The following is a 17,036-nucleotide window of genomic DNA, read 5'->3' on the forward strand; positions in this document are numbered from 1 at the left end:
TCCATGGATTTCAGGGATGGGCGCGGCCGACCAGCGCGACCGCGGCCCGCGGGCCGACGACGATCCGCCGCTGGTCGGCCAGCGGCGGCTCCTGGCCCGGTGTGTGGACGTCATCGGGGGCGGCGGCGCCGGTGTCGGCGAACAGGTGCCACACCGCGCCGTCCGGCAGGTCGGGCAGCTCCAGCTCCCGCGCCTCCCAGTGGGCGTTGGCGGCCAGGTAGAGCAGGCCGGGGCCGCCGCCGGCCGCCGTGCCGCTGCGCAGCATCGCCACCAGCGCGCTGCCCTCCGACCAGTCGGGCTCGCCGGCCCGCTCGCCGTGCCAGGACACCTGCGGCAGCCCACCGGCGCCCTCGTCGCCGCACGGGTGGCGGCGGTCGCGCACCAACGGGTGCGCCGCGCGGAAGGCCACGCACTCGCGGACGAAGCGCAGCAGGTCGCCGTTCTGCCCGGCCAGGCTCCAGTCGAACCACGACAGCGGCCCGTCGTGGCAGTAGGCGTTGTTGTTGCCCTGCTGGCCGCGGCCGACCTCGTCGCCGGCCAGGATCATCGGGATGCCCTGGCTGAGCAGGAGCAGCAGCAGCGCGTTCCTGGTCTGCCGCCCGCGCAGCGCCAGCACCTCCGGGTCGTCGGTCGGGCCCTCCGCGCCGCAGTTCCAGCTCAGGTTGTCGTCGTTGCCGTCGCGGTTGTCCTCGCCGTTGGCCTCGTTGTGCTTGCCGTTGTACGCGAACAGGTCCGCCAGCGTGAACCCGTCGTGGCAGGTGACGAAGTTGACCGAGGCGAGCGTGCCGCGGGAGGCGTACAGGTCGGGGGAGCCGACCAGCCGGGTGGCCAGCTCGCCGGCCGAGCCCGGGTCGCCCTTCAGGAAGCGGCGCAGCGCGTCGCGGTAGCGGCCGTTCCACTCCGACCAGCGCTGGTATCCCGGGAAGGAGCCCACCTGGTAGAGGCCGCCGGCGTCCCACGCCTCGGCGATCAGCAGGCAGTCGCGCAGCAGCGGGTCGTGGGCCAGCGTCTCGATCAGCGGCGGGTTGGCCAGCGGCGCGCCGTCCTGGCCGCGGTCGAGGATCGCCGCCAGGTCGAAGCGGAAGCCGTCGATGTGGTACTCGCCGGCCCAGTAGCGCAGGCAGTCGAGCACGTAGTCGCGCACCACCGGGTGGTTGCAGTTGAAGGTGTTCCCGGTGCCGCTGAAGTTGTAGTAGTAGCCCTCCGGCGTGAGCATGTAGTACGTGCCGTTGTCCAGGCCGCGGAAGTGGATCGTGGGGCCGTTCTCGTTGCCCTCGGCCGTGTGGTTGAAGACCACGTCCAGCACCACCGCGATCCCGGCCCGGTGCAGCTCCTTGACCAGGTTCTTGAACTCGTCGGCCTGCATCCCGTACCTGCCGGTGGCCGCGTAGCCGGCCTTGGGCGCGAAGAAGCCCAGGGTCGAGTAGCCCCAGAAGTTGTACAGGCGCTCGCCGGTGACCGGGTTGACGCGGCTCATGTCGAACTCGTCGAACTCGAAGACCGGCATCAGCTCCACGCAGTTGACGCCGAGCTCCTTCAGGTACGGGATCTTCTCGATCAGCCCCGCGTACGTGCCCGGCGCCGCCACCCCCGAGGACGGGTCGGCGGTGAAGCCGCGTACGTGCAGCTCGTAGACGACCAGGTCCTCCGGCGCGATCCGCAGCGGCCGGTCGTCCTCCCAGTCGAAGTCGCCGGCCGCCAGCACCGACCGGTACGGGTAGGGATCGTCCCAGTCCACCTCGGCGCCCCACACGTCCCGGCCCGACATGGCCGTGGCGTACGGGTCGGCCAGGATCTTGGCCGGGTCGAACCGGTCGCCGGGGGCCGGGTTCTCCGGGCCGGTGACGCGGTAGCCGTACTCGACGCCCTCGTGGTCGAGGCCGAACACGGTCATGGCCCACACGCCGCCGATCCGGTACTCGCCGGGGAAGGGCAGCTCGGCGAACGGCTCCCGCTCGCCGTGCCGGAACAGCACGAGCGAGACCGCGCTCGCGCCGCTGGAGTAGATCGAGAAGTTCACCCCGCCGGGCACCAGCGTGGCGCCGAACGGCATCGGATGGCCCGCCCGTACCCCGAACCCGGCCAGCTCGGCCGTCGGGAAGGAGTCGATCCTGCCGGGCACGCCCTGCGTCTCGACGCTCACGTGGCCTCCTCCCTGGGCTCGGCGGCGCGGACGATCTCCAGCCCGTCCGCCACGCAGTCGGCGACGACGAAGAAGCGCAGGAACCCGGTCGCCGCCATCACCCCGCGCAGCTCGGCCGACAGCCCGACCAGGGCGATGAAGCTGTCCACGGTCCGCGCCCGCCGGTAGACCAGCAACATCGTGCGCAGGCCCGCGCTGGACAGGTAGCTGACGCCGGTCAGGTCGAGCAGCACCGGCCGGCTGTCCGGCAGCAGCGACAGGATGCGCTCCTGCGCGGCCGGCGCCGACCTGCTGTCGAGCTGGCCGGTGAGCCCGATCACGGTGACCGGGCCGATCGTGTCCGTCGTGATCTCCATGGTCGGCACGCTCACTCCTGCACCGGCGTCAGCGTCACCTTGACGCGCAGGGCCTCCGACGAGACCGGCAGCTCCACGGTCATCGCCACCGGGTCCAGCACCTCGTACGGCTTGCCGTCCACCTCGGCCTCGGTGAGCAGCACCCGTCCGGGCGGCAGCAGGTCGGGCGCGACGCGCAGGATGCGCTCGGCGTCGGGGCCCGGCTTGAAGTGCAGCGTGAGCGGCTGCCGCGTGACCAGCAGCCGCGTGTAGACGGTCGCCAGGAAGCACAGCTCGGAGGAGTGGTACATGCTCATCGAGTGGCTGCCCTTGAACCGCTCGGTCCCGAGCAGGTACGGCAGGCCGTTGGCCAGCACGTTGAAGTAGACCGCGCCCTCGTCGTGGTCGAGGAAGAAGGCGTTGTAGAACCCGGCCGCCTGGCGCGCCTGCTCCAGATACTCGGCGCCGCCCAGCTCCCCGGCGATGATCAGGTACGCCAGGATCGCCTGCTCCTGCTGCCACCACGCCTTGCGGTCGTGCCAGGCGAAGCGGTACCACTCCTGGCCCTCGGCCAGGTGCCGCTCGACGACGTCGTACCAGCCGCCGCGCTGCTGGTCGCTGCCGATCGCGGGCATCGTGCGGGCCAGGTGCTCGGCCAGCTCCTGGTAGGCGTCCTTGGGGCGGACGCCGTGCATGCGCATGAGGTTCCAGGCGATCTTCAGGTTGTGCCCGACGACCGCGCGGTCCTGCTGCCAGCTGTGGGCCAGGTCGTGGCTCCAGTCGTCGTGGAAACGCTCGTTGACGAACGGGCTCGACGGCTCGGGGAAGTGCTCGACGATGGTGTCGAACGTGCGCTCCAGCATCTCCAGGTGGCGCTCGTCGCCCGTGGCCAGGAAGTAGTTGATCAGGTAGGCCGGGGCGTGGTCGCCGACGGAGTTCCAGTTCTTGCGCGACTGGTTCGGCCCGAGCGAGTCGTGGTGCGGGTTGAGCAGGATCGGGTCGACGTGCGAGTAGTAGCCGCCGCGCCGGTGGTCGCGGAAGAACTTCTCGAACAGCCGCAGCGTGGCGTCCACGTCGGAGGCGATGCGCTTGTCGCCGGTCACCCGGTAGGTCTGGGTCGGGCCGGCCAGGGCGTAGATCTGCTCGTACATCGGGATGGCGTCGTAGTCGTCGCCGAACTCCGAGGTGAACAACTTCTTCTCGTGCTCGCCCTCGACCTTGATGCCGTGGTACCAGTACACGACGTCGTTCTCGGGGTCCACGAAGCGCATGTGCTCGCGCAGGTAGCGGGTGCCCCGCTCGGCCACCTCCAGGTAGGCGTCGTCGCCGGTCAGCATGTACGCCGAGGCCATGCCGTAGACCAGGCGCGAGATCGTGTCGGTCTCCTGCACGTGGCTGGCGGTCTTGTCGCCGCCCAGGCGCAGGATCGTCCGGTAGTCGCGGAAGTCCACCGGCCCCTGCCCGAACTGGGCCCGCCGGTAGAACGCGGCGATCTCGTCGAGCTGGTTGATCCACCAGTCGGGCTGCTCGAAGCGGTACTCGCCGGAGCCGCGGCCCAGGAAGATCAGGCGCTTGGCGGAGAAGACCGGCTCGGCGCCCTCGGGGTAGAAGATGCCGTAGGCGAACAGGTGGCGGCCCGGGGTGAGCATGTCACGCAGGTGGTCGCCCGCGTCCACGTACGGCTCGCCCAGGTTGCGCAGCAGCTCGGCCGAGACCTCGCCGTCCAGGCGCACCTCGAACGTGCGGCCGTCGATGGTCGCCAGCCGGAAGGAGCCGGAGCCGGCGTCGAACCGTTCGACCCGCCCGGCCACGGTGTCCATGAAGGTGAAGTTCATTGGGGCTCCTACAACGTCTCGGCGAGCTGGCCGATGATGGTGTGGGCGAACAGATGGCAGTGGTACACGCTGCGCCCGGTGATGAGGTTGCCGTCGATGACCACGTCCTGGTCCACGTACTCGGCGCCCATGTTGCGGACGTCGCCCACGAGGTTGTTGTGCGCCACGACCTTGCGCCCGCGCATCGTCTCGGGTGCGGCCGCCATCAGCCACAGGCCGTGGCAGATCACGCCCGTGATGATCGACGGCTCCTCCAGCGCGCGCCGCACGAACGCCGTCGCCGGCGCCAGCCGGTTGACGTCGTCGGTGTAGCGCAGCCGGTCCGAGACGATGCCGGAGGGCACGATCACCGCCGCGTAGGAGCGCAGCTCGCGGTCGCTGATCCCCTCGAACCCGCGGTCCACGGTGAACGGCACCCGCCACTCGTGGCCGGTGAAGGTGATCGACTGCTGCCCCCACAGGCGCGTCATGAAGTGCACGTCGGCGCCGGCCTCGGCGAAGCGCCGCTCGTAGTAGAAGATCTCCGGCTCGACGTAGTCGCTCTCCATCAGGACGGCGATCTTGCGGCCGCTCAGCGCCGCGCCGGCCCGTGGCTCGATGCCGCTCACAATGGTCTCCCGGGTTCGGTGACGAGGTCGATGAGGAAGGGGCCGTCGTGGCCGAGCAGCCGCTCGACGGCCTCCTCGATCTGGTCGGCCTTCTCCACCCGCAGCCCGTCCACGCCGCAGCCCCTGGCCAGGTCGGTGAACTGGAGGTCGGGGTAGGAGAGATCGAACGACCGAGGGAAACGGTGACCGGGGATGCCCCGGCCGCGCCAGTACTCCTCGATGTTGTTGTCCAGTAGCCGGTAGCTGTGGTTGTTGCAGATCACGAACTTGGCGGCGATGTCGTACCGGACGGCGGTGGCCAGGGCCTGGAAGGTGTACATGCTGCCGCCGTCGCCGGTGAAGCCGATCACCGTACGGTCCGGGTGGGCGAGCTTGGCGCCGATCGCCCCCGGGATGCCCACGCCGAGCGAACCGCCGCGGGTCAGGAACCAGCTGCCCGGCCCGCGCGGCGGGAAGTACGCGCCGATCACGCCGGAGGCGGTCAGCCCCTCGTCGAAGACGATCACGTCCTCGGGGGCCCGCGCGGCCAGCTCGCGCATGAACGTGTTGAGGATGGAGTCCTCGGCCGGCGCCGGGCGCGGCGGCTCGGCCGTCCGCCGGGCCAGCCGCGCCGCGGCCGCCTGCTTGCCGGCCCGGCCCATCGTGCCCTCCAGCTCGGCCGACAGCGCGGCCAGCGTGAGCCGTGGGTCGGCCACCAGGCCCAGCGTGACCGGATGGTTCTTGGCGATCTCGTAGGAGTCCAGATCGATGTGCACGATCCGGGCGTCCTTGCCGAACGGGCTGGTCAGCGACGGGAACACCTCGGGGAACAGGTACGTGCCCACCACCAGCACGGCGTCGGCGTCCTTGACCGCGTCCGCGCTGACCTGGCCGAACATGTGGCCGAGCTGGCCCCGGAAGAGCGGGTGGCGGCCGTCCATGTTCGCCTCGGAGAACTCCACGCCCCACACGTCGGCGCCGAGCTGCTCGGCCACCCGGGTCAGCTCCGCCTGCGCGCCGGAGACCGACACGCCGTCGCCGGCCAGGATGATCGGGGAGCGGGCGCCGGACAGCAGCCCGGCGGCCTGGCGTACCAGCTCGGGGGCGGGCAGCACGGCGGTGTGCGGGCCCAGCGACGGCTGGACCGGCTCGTGGTTGGGCTGGTCCAGCACGTCGAGCGGGAGCGCCACGAACACCGGGCCGCGCGGCGGCGTCATCGCCATCTTCACCGCCCGCCGCAGCACCCGCAGCACCGAGCCCGGGTCGATCACGCGCATGGCGTGCTTGGTGACGGGCCGGGCCATGGCCACGAGATCGGCGGCCATCTGGGCGTCCATCGCGTCGTAGCCGACGCCGGCCTCACCGGCGACGACGACCAGCGGGGAGTGCCCCCGCTTGGCCTGATACAGCATGCCGATCGCGTTGCCCAGCCCCACGCCGCTGTGGAGCTGCAGGAGCGCCGGGCCGCCCGTGGCACGGGCGTAGCCGTCGGCGATGCCGGCCGCCACCGTCTCCTGGAGGGTGAGGATGTAGTGGAAGTCCTCGAACCCCTCAAGCGCGTCGAGGAAGCCCTGCTCGACCGTCCCCGGGTTGCCGAACATGTACGTGATGCCGTCGCTGAGGAACTGCTCGATGATCGCGGTGTTGCCGTCCCTGGCCATGGCCCGCCATCACCAGCCGAAGCGGCGCAGGCCGCCCTCGAGCACTTCGACGATCTTCTGCCCGGTCAGGAACGAGTCGGGCGTGGAACGGCCGGTGACGAACGGGAAGTCCACGATGACCGAGGTCTCCCTGCCGAAGTTGCCGATGTAGCGCCCCTCGGGCCCGGTGGCGTCCCGCAGGATGTACTCCAGCGGGTACGGCGGCGGCCCCATGTTGAAGTCGGGCACGCCGAGGAACCCGGTGCCGTCCTTGTAGTCGTACTCCTTGCAGTGACCGGTGACGCGCTTGCCCCAGATGATGCTCTTGCGGTCCTCCCAGTCGCGGGCGAAGGCCAGGCAGGCCACGCCGTAGCACTCGGCCGCCACCGGCTTGCCCGCCCGGGCGAACGCGAGCACGATCTCGTGCACCCGCTCGTTGTTGGCCAGGTCCACGATCGGTCCGCTGCCGCCGACGATCAGCACGGCGTCGTAGGGCACCAGCTCGGCCTCCAGCTTGGCGACCGCCCGGTGGTAGGACTCCAGCCGGCGCAGGTAGTCGGGGCTGCTGGTGTAGGGGCGCTCGGGCGCCCACGCCGACAGGTTCAGCGGGTTGGCCAGGCGGCCGGACTCGTCCAGGTCGCGGGTCAGCTTGGCCACCTCGGGCGTGGTGACCGAGCGGCCGAGCGGCGGGTCGACGTAGTCGGGGTCCATGCTGGGCGGCAGGGCGTGCGGCTGCTTGCCGGTCGGCGTGGCGAACACGACGTCGTAGCCGCGCTCGTCGAAGGCCGACAGCGGGCCGACGAGCTCCTCCCCCCAGTAGCCGAACTCCGAGAGGATCACGAGAACGCGCTTGGTCATACCAACTCCCCAGGGATGATCCAGTTTTCCTTGCAGGTCATCGAGAACACGTGGGCCGGGTCGGCGATCGCCTCCAGCTCCGGCTTGACCCGGCGGGCGTGGTGGGCCGAGGACAGCGCGGCGCGCAGCGCGTCCACGTCGTCGAACCAGAGCTGGTCCACGCCGTCGAAGCCGGCCTCGCCGAAGGTGTACGCGCCGTCCACGGTGTGGCAGTGCAGGTGCCTGCGCAGGCCCGGCAGCCCGGCCACCGCGGCGGCGTAGGACTCCAGGGACTGCTTGCGGTAGGTGTCCAGCGGAAGGCCGGGCCGCCGCTTGATCAGCGTGGTGACCTTCACCCAGCTCTCGGGCCGAGGCTTGGGGCCGGGCACCAGCTCGTGGGCGACGGTGTCGACCACGATCGTCGACCAGAATGCCGCCCAGTTCGGCTCGTCCAGCCGGGCGCCCTGGAGGAACTCCTCGCTCTGCAGCGAGGCGAGCTGCTCCTCGGCGTTGCGCAGCCAGATCTCGGCGATGCCCTGGTGCGGCAGCGCCGGCCGGCCCACGTCGCCGTCGAACGGGATACGGGTGTCGACCAGGTACTGCCTGATCTGCTTGATCTTGCTGGCGAACTTCACCGCGTGCACGTTGACCCAGTAGTCCTGGAACTGCTGGGCGGTGAAGCCGGGCTTGGGAGCGCCGAAGATGAACTGGTGGATCATCGCGTAGCCTCCTGACGGGCCGGGACGAAGTCCGCCGCGACGAACTCGGCCGCGCGCTCGCCGATCATCACGGTCGTGGTGTGGGGGTTGGCCGAGACGATCGTCGGCATGATCGAGGCGTCGGCGACGCGGAGCCCCTCGACGCCGCGGACCCGCAGCCGGGTGTCCACCACCGCGAGGCTGTCGGAGCCCATCTTGCAGGAGCCGGCGAAGTGGTAGTACGAGCCGACGTTCTCCGTCACCCAGGCACTGAGCTGCTCGCGGGTGCGTACGTCGGGGCCGGGAGCGACCTCGGTCAGCCCCCAGTCGCGCCGGAAGGCCGAGCTGGCGTAGATGTCGCGGGCGATCTCGACCATCGTCACCGTGCGCTCCAGGTCCGAGCGCTCGCCGAAGTAGTTCGCGCTGACCCGCGGGTAGGCCGTCGGGTCGGTGCCGGCCAGCCGTACGCTGCCGCGTGACAGCGGGCGGACCAGCCCCGGCAGGGTGAGCACGATCTTCGGGTCGACCAGCTCGCGCACCGGCGTGAGCGGCTGCCCGGTCTCCACCCGCTTGATGACGTTGGCGAAGAACTGGTCGCCGAACGGCGCCCGGTGCACCAGGCAGATCTCCATGTCGGGCACCGGCAGCCCCGGCTCCGACCCCCAGAACAGCCCGACCTCGGTCACCTGGCCGCGCGGGTCGGGCGCCGCCTTGTCCATGTACCCGATCGGGCCGATGACCAGCGGGTGGTCGTGGAAGTTGGCGCCCACGCCGGGCAGGTCGGCGACCACCGGGATGCCGAGCGCGGCCAGCGACCCGGCCTTGCCGATCCCGGACAGCTGCAGCAGCTTGGGCGACTGGATCGCGCCCGCGCAGACGATCACCTCGTGCTCGGCCCTGACCGTGCGCAGCTCGCCGTCCTTCAGGTACTCCACGCCCACGCAGCGCTCGCCCTCGAACAGCAGCCGGGTGGCCAGCGCGCCCACCTCGACGCCGATGCGCTCCACGTCCGGCTCCAGGTAGGCGGCACGCACGCCGCAGCGGGTGCCCTTGTCCACGTCGATGTCCACGTGGTGCCAGCTCACGCCGAAGCTGTCGGCGTTGAAGTCCTCGACCTGCGGGTAACCCAGCTCCACACAGGCCTCGACGAACGTCTGCGAGACGGGGTTGCCCATGTCCCTGGCGTTGACGATCTTGATCGGGCCCTCGTGGCCGGCCGTGGGGTTGGTGGCGTCCCGCTGCCCCTCCATACGCTGGAAGTAGGGCAGGACGTCGGCGAAGGACCAGCCGGGGCAGCCGTCGTAGGCCCAGGCGTCGAAGTCCGCCGGACGGCCGCGCGTGTGGATCATGTGGTAGACGTTCGAGGTGCCGCCCAGGCCGCGGCCCGCCGCCGAGTAGACCTGGCGCCCGCCGAGCCCCGGCTGGGGCTCGCTCATGTACGCCCAGTCCAGCTCGGTCAGCAGCACCTCGTTCCACCGGCCGGGGTCCACGACCGCGTCGGTGATCTCCGTGTCGCCCGCCTCCAGGACCAGGACGCGGGCCCCCGGCAGCTCGCTCAGCCGGGCGGCCACGACCGATCCGGCCGTGCCGCCGCCCACGACGACGAAGTCGACGGTCTGTGTCATCTCAGCTCACCTCCGTGCCGATGCGGTGATCAGGTCGGCGGCCCGCTCGGCGATCATGATCGTGGCCGCGTTGGTGTTGCCCCGGGTGATGACCGGCATGACGGAGGCGTCGGCGACGCGCAGCCCGTCCACGCCGCGGACCCGCAGGTCCGGCTCGACGACCGCCTCGCCGTCGCGGCCCATCCGGCAGGTGCCGGCCGGGTGCCACACGGTCGAGGCGCTGGCCCGCACGTAGTCGGCCAGGGCGGCCGGGCTCGTGACATCAGGCCCGGGGGCCAGCTCCCGGCCGCGCAGGGAGTCGAAGGCCGCGTCCGAGACCAGCTCCCTGGCCAGGACGATGGCCTCGGTCAGCAGCCGCAGGTCGGCGGCGGCCTCCAGGTAGTGCGGGTCGATGAGCGGGCGCAGCGGGTCGCCGGGGCGCAGCCGTACCTCGCCTCTGCTCCGGGGTTGCAGCAGGATCGGCGCGAAGGTGAACCCCGGGCCGTCCGTCTTGTACCGGTCGTCGATGAACTGCACCGGGCCGAAGAAGAACTGCAGGTCCGGGGCGTCGCCGCCCAGGACGTTGGTGAACAGCCCCGCCTCGGACAGCAGCTCGGGGAAGGGCAGCTCGCGCAGGCTCTCGTACCCGACGCCGAACAGCACGTGGTCCTGGAGGTTGCCGCCCACGCCCGGCAGGTCGGCGACCACCTCGACGCCGTGCTCGCGCAGGTGCGCGGCCGGGCCGAGCCCCGAGCGCAGCAGCAGCGCCGGCGAGGCCAGCGCGCCGCAGGCCACGATGACCTCCTGCTCGGCCACGGCCCGGTGCGTACGCCCGTCCTTGACGTACTCCACGCCGCCGGCCCGGCCACCCTCGACGGTCAGGCGGGTGACCACGGCGCCGGTCTCCAGCGTGAGGCCGGGCTCGCCCAGCACCGGGGCCAGGAACGCCTCGGACGTGCTGGACCGGCGGCCGTCCTTGTCCCGCGTGGACTGGTAGAAGAAGGCCAGCCCCTCCTGCCGCGGCCCGTTGTAGTCGCCGGTGCCGTCGGCGCGCCCGCGGGCGATCGCCGCCCGGACGAAGGCGCGCGAGGCGTCCGACGGCGAGCCGTAGTCGACCACCTTCAGCGGGCCGCCGCTGCCCCGGTACTCCTGCGAGCCGCCCGGGTAGTCCTCCGAGCGCCTGAAGTAGGGCAGCACCTCGTCGTAGGACCAGCCGTCGTTGCCGAGCGCGGCCCAGCCGTCGAAGTCGCGGCGGTTGCCCCGCACGTACATCATGGCGTTGACCGAGCTGCCGCCGCCCAGGAGGCGGCCCTGCGGGATGGGCACGACCCGGCCGCCGAGCTCCGGCTGCGGCGTCGTCGCGTAGTCCCACACGAACTCCGGCGAGCCCCACATCGAGGTCATGGACGGGATGTCGGTCCGGTGCACGCACTCGGCCGCGTCCGGCCCGCCGGCCTCCAGCAGCAGCACCCGGCAGCCCAGCGCGTCCAGCAGCCGCCTGGCCACGACGCACCCGGCGCTGCCCGCGCCCACCACGATGTAGTCGTAGGCGCTCACGACGGCTCCAGCAGCCGGGCCCGCTCCAGGGCGGGCAGCAGGTCGCCGACCAGGAACTCCAGATAGTGCTGGCCCCACATCGTCCGCCAGAGCGGGAAGGTGGAGTCGAAGGTGTCGCCGCGCAGGTCGGCCAGGCGCTCCTCCAGCTCCCACACCACGCCGTTGAAGTCGGCCTCGGTGAACGGCAGCCCGTGCTCGGCCGCGGCGGCGACGACCTCCGCCTTGCTCTTGGCCCGCAGCGACTCCAGCACGTCGGGACGCGAGCCCGCCAGGCGCAGGAACGCGATCAGGTTCGTCCCGCTCATGACACCGGCCGCCTCTCGTCGGCCGCGAACCCGCGCAGCTCCTCCTCGCCGAACCTGGACACCACGTGGTCGAGCAGGTAGTCCAGGTAACGCACGCCCCACATGTGCCGCCAGAGCGCGCTGTCGCCGTCGACGGTCTGGCCGTCCTTGGCGACGATGACCTCGATCTCCAGGGCCCCGACCACCGACACCAGCTCCTCCGCCGTGAAGCGGAAGCCCTCGTCGGATGCGTGGAACAACAATTGACTGAGATTTCTCGCGCTATACTCAGCGCGTCTTTGCGGATTCTCGCGCAGGTCGCCGAGGAATCTCACGAATTCGCTCTTCGCCATTGGCACCACCATTTCGTCCGGCGCTACGGGTGAATCATGTTCGGCGCTCGGAAAACGCGTCAACGCGCGACCGGGCGCGGACCGGGCCGTATGGAGGTAGCCGGTCCCATTCCGTCAAGTCCGGGGCCGCATTCACCGGAATTCATCCGTACGCACTTGACTTTGATCGCGCTCAAAGGGCGACAATGATCGTATGGATCAGAGCCTGACGATCGCGGAAGTCGCAGCCGAGACCGGCCTCAGCGCCCACGCGCTGCGCTATTACGAGAAGGCCGGCCTGATGCGGGAGACGCCCCCGCGCGGTGGCAACGGGCACCGCCGCTACACCGAGCGTGATCTGGCCTGGATCAGGTTCCTGACCAGGCTGCGCGGCACCGGGATGTCCATCGCCGACGTCCGCCGCTACGCCGAGCTCGTCCGCGCGGGCGAGAGCACGACGGCCGAGCGCAAGCAGATCCTGCTCACCCACCGCGAGGAGGTGGCCAAGCGCATCGCCCAGCTCAAGGACGACCTGGCCGCCATCGACTACAAGATCGACATCTACGAGAAGCTCGAGGAGAAGTATCAGCTGTGACCGCGCCGGCGCGGCGGGACAGCGAGCCCGGCCAGGCGTCCTTCGGCCCCCGCTTCGTCACGGCGGTCTCGGTCGGCTCGCTGCTGAACCCGATCAACTCCTCGATCATCGCCATCGCGCTCGTGCCCATCGCCCACCATTTCGGCGTGGGCGCCGACGCCACCTCCTGGCTGGTGTCGGCCCTGTACCTGGCCACCCTGATCGGCCAGCCGGTGCTGGGCCGGCTGGCCGACCGGCTCGGCCCGCGCCGGATCTACCTGGCCGGGCTGGTCACGGTCGCCGCCGGCGGGCTGCTCGGCTACTGGGCGCCGACCCTCGGCCTGCTCGTGGTCGCCCGCGTGGTGATCGGCCTCGGCACCTCGGCCGCCTACCCGGCCGCCATGAGCATGGTCCGCCGCAGGTCGCAGCGGTCCGGCGGGTCCGCCCCCGCCTCGGTCATGGGCGCGCTGGCCATGGCCGGGCAGGTCAGCATGGTGCTCGGGCCGCCGCTCGGAGGGCTGCTCGACGCGCTCGGCGGCTGGCGCTGGATCTTCCTGGTCAACCTGCCGATGGCGGTGGCCGGGGTGGTCTCGGCGTTGTTGTGGCTGCCGCGCGACGAGCCGTACGAGCAGGACGGCGCGGGTGGCGGCGGCGGCCTGCGCGACCTGGCCCGCAACCGGCCGCTCCTGGTGACGTACCTGCGCAACGCGCTGACGTTCATGGCCACCTACGGCTTCCTCTACGGCTGGACGCAGTGGCTGGAGCAGGGCAGAGGGCTGACGGCGGCGGTCGCCGGGCTGCTGCTGATGCCCACCTCGGCCGTCGGGGCGGTGGTCTCGGGGCTGGCGGCGCGGGCCGACCAGGCACGCTGGATGTTGCCGGCCGGCGCCGCGGCCCTGCTGGCGGGCTGCGCGTGGTTGCCCGCGCTCGACGGCGGGGCGTCCATCCTGTCGTTGTGCCTGCTCAGCGCGCTCTTCGGGGTGCAGAACGGGCTCAACATCGTGGGCAACCAGGCCGCGATGTACAGCCAGGCGCCGCCGGACCGGATCGGCATGGCCGCCGGCCTGCTGCGTACCTCCCAGTACGCCGGGGCGATCTGCTCGGCGCTGCTCATCAGCCTGACCTACGGCGAACGCGCCACCGACGAGGGGCTGCACCGGCTGGGCGTGGTCCTGACGGCGGCCTCGGCGGTGCCGGCGGCCGGCACGCTCGTGGCGGCGGTCCGTACGGGCGGGCGGCGGACGCGCGTGAGCGGGCGGAGGTAGACGCGCGTGGGCGGGGAGGGGCCTGCCGCCCCTCCCCGCCCGGGTCCGGGCCGGCCCGCTCAGCGGGGGCCGATCAGCTCACTGATCGCGAACCCCGTCAGGTTGGTCACGTTGGCGCCGCCCACCGACAGGATCGTGGACGTGCCGGGGACGCGGTCCACGGCGTACGAGCCCGCGTACCCGGCCGACGGGCGGGACGGGCCGCTGACCTTGCTCCACGAGGTGCCGTCGAAGTACAGGTAGGCGGGCGCGGTGGTGCCGCCGCCGCTCGGGATCACCAGGTGGCCCTCGCCGTCGCCGCTGATGCTCGCGTAGCCGTTGCCCGGGTCGCCGGGCAGCGCCGAGACGGTCCACCGGGTGCCGTCGTAGCGGGAGATCCCCGGGGTGGCGGGCCGGTTGGGGCGCGGCTGGTAGCCGCTGACCCAGATCCGGCCGGGGCCCTCGACGTAGACGCCGCGGGGGCTGAGGCCCGGCCTGCCGAGGGAGCGCAGGGCCGTGCCGTCCCACAGGACGACGCCGTTCTCGGCGGCGAAGACGATCTGGTCGCCGCCGTCCACGGCGCGCAGCAGGCCCAGGTTCTCGGTACGCGGGTAGACGGTCCAGACGCCCTGGCGCAGGCGCAGGATGTCGGTGCCGCCGGAGCTCTTGAACCTGATCGACCAGAGCGAGCCGTCCTTGGTGGCGGCGATCGGGCCGTTCCACTCGTCGCCGGGCAGCGGGGGCGTCCAGCCGGGCGGCGGCGGGATCTCCGACCAGACCGAGCCGTTCCAGTACGCCGAGCGCGGCCAGGAGACGTCGGCGATGCTCCGGCTGCCGGTCACGTACACCTTGTCCGGCGCCACGGCGGCCACGCAGCACGGGCTGGGCACGTCGTACCCGGCGGTGAGCGGCAGCCTGGTCCAGGTGGAGCCGTCCCAGCGCAGCACGGAGGTGTCCGGCGAGCCGTCGTAGCCGCGCCAGCCGACGGCGAAGGCGTTGTTCGCGTCGAGCACGTCGACGTTCCAGAGGGTGGTCGGGTCGCCGGGCGGGTCCACGGCCCGGAAGGAGGGGGCGAGGAGGGCCTGGGCGGGCGCGGCCGCCGCCAGCGCGGCGGTGACGGCCAGGGCGGCGGCGGAGGCGCGGAGGATGCCACGGAAACGGGTCATGTCTTCTCCTGTCGGCGCGGTTCCTGCGGGTCGGGGCTCCGGGGCACGAAAACGGGCGGGTACAGGGAGGTGGACGGGGTAACGCGGGCATGAGAAAGCGGGCCGGTCCGCACCGGCCCGCCGGGATGCCCGCTCAGTCGTCGGATCTGAGCCCGTTCGGGCCGATCGGGCCGAAGAACGAGCTGAAGTTGGCGGTCCCGTCACCGAAGATGCCGCCGCGGCCCTCGACGACGCGGCCGTTCTCCCACCGCATCAGGTCCACGCCCTCCATCTGGAGGTGCTCGTAGAAGGAGGTGCCGTCCGAGCCGGTGCGCTTGCGTACGGCGGTGCAGCGGTTGACGTCGATCGTGTAGCCGTCCACCGGGTTGACCAGGCAGGCGATCTGCTCCATGCGCAGCGTGCCGCCGGCCAGCCGCTGCCAGGTCCTGATGAAGCCCATGAAGGCGTCGAGGCCGTCGTGCCATCCGGCGTACGGGTGGTTGCCGGGGGACTGGAACCGCACGTCGGGGTGCCAGTACTCCAGCGCGCGCTCGCGGTCGCCGGACCGCAGCGCCTGGTGGGCCGCCGCCAGTCGCTCAGCCGTCAGATCCGACATAGCTCTCCTCTCACTGCGTCGGGTGCTACTGCATCGGGTGCTTGGCGAGGAAGGCCGAGACGCCTTCGCCGACCGCTCTCGGGTTCATGATCTGCAGGCCGTGGGTGGCGCCGACGATGCCGCAGCGCTCGGCCTGGGGCAGCCAGTTCATGAGGAAGTGCTGCGCCTCGCGGAAGCCGGGCATGGCCGCCTCGCTGTCCAGGCCCATCACGGCCAGCACCGGCATCTGCGGCTTGTTCGGCACGAGCTGGTCGGCCTTCGACATGCGGAAGCCCCAGCCGCCCAGGGCCGGGAAGTCCACCGTGAACGTGACGTCCGCGCACTCCTCGACCCGCTCCCACACGTCGAGGGGGCAGGTCATGTCGACGGAGCCGAGGTAGCTCGGCCCGCAGACGGCGGCCATGAAGTCGCAGGCGGCGGTGAGCTTGTCGCCCTTCTGCACGAGCTGGATGGCCGTCATCACGGCGTCGTTGTTGGCCTTCTCGGCCTCGGCGCCCTCACGCGGCAGGTACGGCTCCAGCAGCACCGCGGAGTGCGTGCGCTCGGGGTAGGAGAGCATGAACTGGAAGCCGATCACGCCGCCGAAGGAGTACGACATGACGTGCGCCTTGTCGATGCCGAGGTGGTCGAGGAGCTGCTTGGCGTGCTCGGCGCCCTCCTCGATGCTCAGGCTGTCCTTCTCCAGCGTGCTGCCGTTGTACCCGGCACGGTAATAGCTGATGAACTGGTACTTGTCGAGCAGCTCCGGGTTGTACTTCAGGAGCGGCGTGATGAGGCCGTCCGAAATAGAGGTGCAGTGGATGCACAGGACCGGCTCGCCGCGCCCCACGACCGTGTAGCGCAGTTCCGCGTTGTTGACCTTTACTCGCTTGTCGTGGTCGAGTTTCCAGTCTCGACCGGCGTACAAAGCATTCGCGCTCATGCCATTCCTCTCACGCGATCACTCGACCGTTCTCGTGCCCGCTTGGCGATACTCAAGAATGGTTGCCGTGGCCGTGGAGAAGGTCAACGAGAGGGCCGCTGCCGGAGTATTCACCGCGAAATACGCCGGGGAACTCTGTCAAGTCGGCGCGCGTGGGAGGGGGCGCGGGAGGGGCGCGGGTCAGGGGAAGGTCAGCTCGTACTCGACCTGTTCGACCGGGTTGCCGTCGCCGTGGTCGTGCGCGCGGGCGACGCCCGACTCGGTGAAGCCGCTCTTGGCGTAGAAACGGCGTGACTGCGGCGCGTCACGCAGCGTCCACAGGTGTACGCGGGTGAAGCCGTCGTCGCGGATCCGGCGCAGCGTGTCGGTCATCAGGGCGGCGGCCACGCCGGAGCCCCAGCCCTCGGGATGGCCGTAGAAGCTGAAGATCTCCGCCGCGCCCGGCCGGGACGGCGAGGGACCGAAGTAGGAGAAGGCCAGGCGCCGCCCGTCGAGCGCGCCGAGCACCAGGCGGCCCTTCGGCTCGGCGAGCACGTCGTGCCACCTGCCGCGCTGATGGCGGACGGTCTCCTCGACGAACTCCTCGGCGAAGAAGCCGGCGTAGGCGGCTTTCCATGATTCGGCGTGGATCTCTCCCAGCGCCTCACCGTCGCCCGGAGAGGCTGGGAACACTGTGAAAATTC

17 protein-coding genes are annotated in these 17,036 nt (G+C 71.3%); 2 read left to right on the forward strand and 15 right to left on the reverse strand.

The annotated features are described in order from the left end of the window. Positions 1-10: 10 nt before the first annotated feature. The 11 genes from glgX to DMB42_RS28370 are packed head-to-tail and all read right to left on the reverse strand — an operon-like array spanning position 11 to position 11,783. The gene (glgX, locus tag DMB42_RS28320) at positions 11-2,143 is read right to left on the reverse strand and encodes a glycogen debranching protein GlgX (protein WP_221762373.1); all 2,133 of its coding nucleotides are present in this window, start codon (positions 2,141-2,143) and stop codon (positions 11-13) included. After that, the gene (locus tag DMB42_RS28325; protein ID WP_125638064.1) at positions 2,140-2,499 is read right to left on the reverse strand and encodes an STAS domain-containing protein; all 360 of its coding nucleotides are present in this window, start codon (positions 2,497-2,499) and stop codon (positions 2,140-2,142) included. Before DMB42_RS28325 ends, glgX begins: the two co-directional genes overlap by 4 nt. Before the next feature lie 11 nt (positions 2,500-2,510). Continuing rightward, the gene (locus DMB42_RS28330) at positions 2,511-4,313 is read right to left on the reverse strand and encodes an AGE family epimerase/isomerase (RefSeq protein ID WP_125638065.1); all 1,803 of its coding nucleotides are present in this window, start codon (positions 4,311-4,313) and stop codon (positions 2,511-2,513) included. A gap of 8 nt (positions 4,314-4,321) precedes the next feature. Beyond that, positions 4,322-4,921: a DJ-1/PfpI family protein gene (locus tag DMB42_RS28335; protein ID WP_125638066.1), complete on the reverse strand. Its 600-nt coding sequence runs from the start codon at positions 4,919-4,921 to the stop codon at positions 4,322-4,324. Beyond that, the gene (locus tag DMB42_RS28340; protein ID WP_125638067.1) at positions 4,918-6,561 is read right to left on the reverse strand and encodes a thiamine pyrophosphate-binding protein; all 1,644 of its coding nucleotides are present in this window, start codon (positions 6,559-6,561) and stop codon (positions 4,918-4,920) included. Before DMB42_RS28340 ends, DMB42_RS28335 begins: the two co-directional genes overlap by 4 nt. 9 nt (positions 6,562-6,570) lie before the next feature. Further along, positions 6,571-7,398: a type 1 glutamine amidotransferase domain-containing protein gene (locus tag DMB42_RS28345; protein WP_125638068.1), complete on the reverse strand. Its 828-nt coding sequence runs from the start codon at positions 7,396-7,398 to the stop codon at positions 6,571-6,573. Continuing rightward, positions 7,395-8,096: an EthD domain-containing protein gene (locus DMB42_RS28350; protein ID WP_125638069.1), complete on the reverse strand. Its 702-nt coding sequence runs from the start codon at positions 8,094-8,096 to the stop codon at positions 7,395-7,397. Before DMB42_RS28350 ends, DMB42_RS28345 begins: the two co-directional genes overlap by 4 nt. Beyond that, positions 8,093-9,700 (reverse strand): GMC family oxidoreductase, encoded by a 1,608-nt coding sequence (locus DMB42_RS28355; RefSeq protein WP_125638070.1) that lies wholly within the window; start codon positions 9,698-9,700, stop codon positions 8,093-8,095. The genes DMB42_RS28350 and DMB42_RS28355 overlap by 4 nt, the downstream gene beginning before the upstream one ends. A gap of 6 nt (positions 9,701-9,706) precedes the next feature. Continuing rightward, on the reverse strand, positions 9,707-11,236 hold the full coding sequence (locus DMB42_RS28360; RefSeq protein ID WP_125638071.1) for a GMC family oxidoreductase: 1,530 nt from the start codon (positions 11,234-11,236) through the stop codon (positions 9,707-9,709). Beyond that, positions 11,233-11,541 (reverse strand): Nif11 family protein, encoded by a 309-nt coding sequence (locus DMB42_RS28365; protein WP_125638072.1) that lies wholly within the window; start codon positions 11,539-11,541, stop codon positions 11,233-11,235. The genes DMB42_RS28360 and DMB42_RS28365 overlap by 4 nt, the downstream gene beginning before the upstream one ends. After that, positions 11,538-11,783, reverse strand: a complete 246-nt coding sequence (locus DMB42_RS28370; RefSeq protein WP_221762374.1) for a hypothetical protein — start codon at positions 11,781-11,783, stop codon at positions 11,538-11,540. The genes DMB42_RS28365 and DMB42_RS28370 overlap by 4 nt, the downstream gene beginning before the upstream one ends. Before the next feature lie 283 nt (positions 11,784-12,066). Between DMB42_RS28370 and DMB42_RS28375 the strand changes: the two genes are divergently transcribed. Next, complete coding sequence (locus DMB42_RS28375) at positions 12,067-12,447, forward strand: MerR family transcriptional regulator (protein WP_125638074.1); 381 nt, start codon at positions 12,067-12,069, stop codon at positions 12,445-12,447. Then, entirely contained in the window at positions 12,444-13,691 is a 1,248-nt protein-coding gene (locus DMB42_RS28380; protein ID WP_125638075.1) for an MFS transporter, read from the forward strand. Before DMB42_RS28375 ends, DMB42_RS28380 begins: the two co-directional genes overlap by 4 nt. A gap of 59 nt (positions 13,692-13,750) precedes the next feature. Here DMB42_RS28380 and DMB42_RS28385 read toward each other — a convergent pair whose 3' ends face one another. The 4 genes from DMB42_RS28385 to DMB42_RS28400 all read right to left on the reverse strand — a co-directional run bounded on the left by DMB42_RS28385 (position 13,751) and on the right by DMB42_RS28400 (position 17,025). Then, entirely contained in the window at positions 13,751-14,836 is a 1,086-nt protein-coding gene (locus DMB42_RS28385) for a hypothetical protein (protein ID WP_125638076.1), read from the reverse strand. Positions 14,837-14,969: 133 nt separating this feature from the next. Next, the gene (locus DMB42_RS28390) at positions 14,970-15,431 is read right to left on the reverse strand and encodes a nuclear transport factor 2 family protein (protein WP_125638077.1); all 462 of its coding nucleotides are present in this window, start codon (positions 15,429-15,431) and stop codon (positions 14,970-14,972) included. A 25-nt stretch (positions 15,432-15,456) separates the two neighbouring features. Further along, positions 15,457-16,353 (reverse strand): alpha/beta fold hydrolase, encoded by an 897-nt coding sequence (locus tag DMB42_RS28395; protein ID WP_221762375.1) that lies wholly within the window; start codon positions 16,351-16,353, stop codon positions 15,457-15,459. 180 nt (positions 16,354-16,533) lie between these two features. Continuing rightward, complete coding sequence (locus DMB42_RS28400) at positions 16,534-17,025, reverse strand: GNAT family N-acetyltransferase (protein WP_260478001.1); 492 nt, start codon at positions 17,023-17,025, stop codon at positions 16,534-16,536. Positions 17,026-17,036 lie beyond the last annotated feature (11 nt).

The sequence above is a fragment of the Nonomuraea sp. WAC 01424 genome, from assembly GCF_003947315.1.
Lineage (GTDB): Bacteria > Actinomycetota > Actinomycetes > Streptosporangiales > Streptosporangiaceae > Nonomuraea > Nonomuraea spiralis.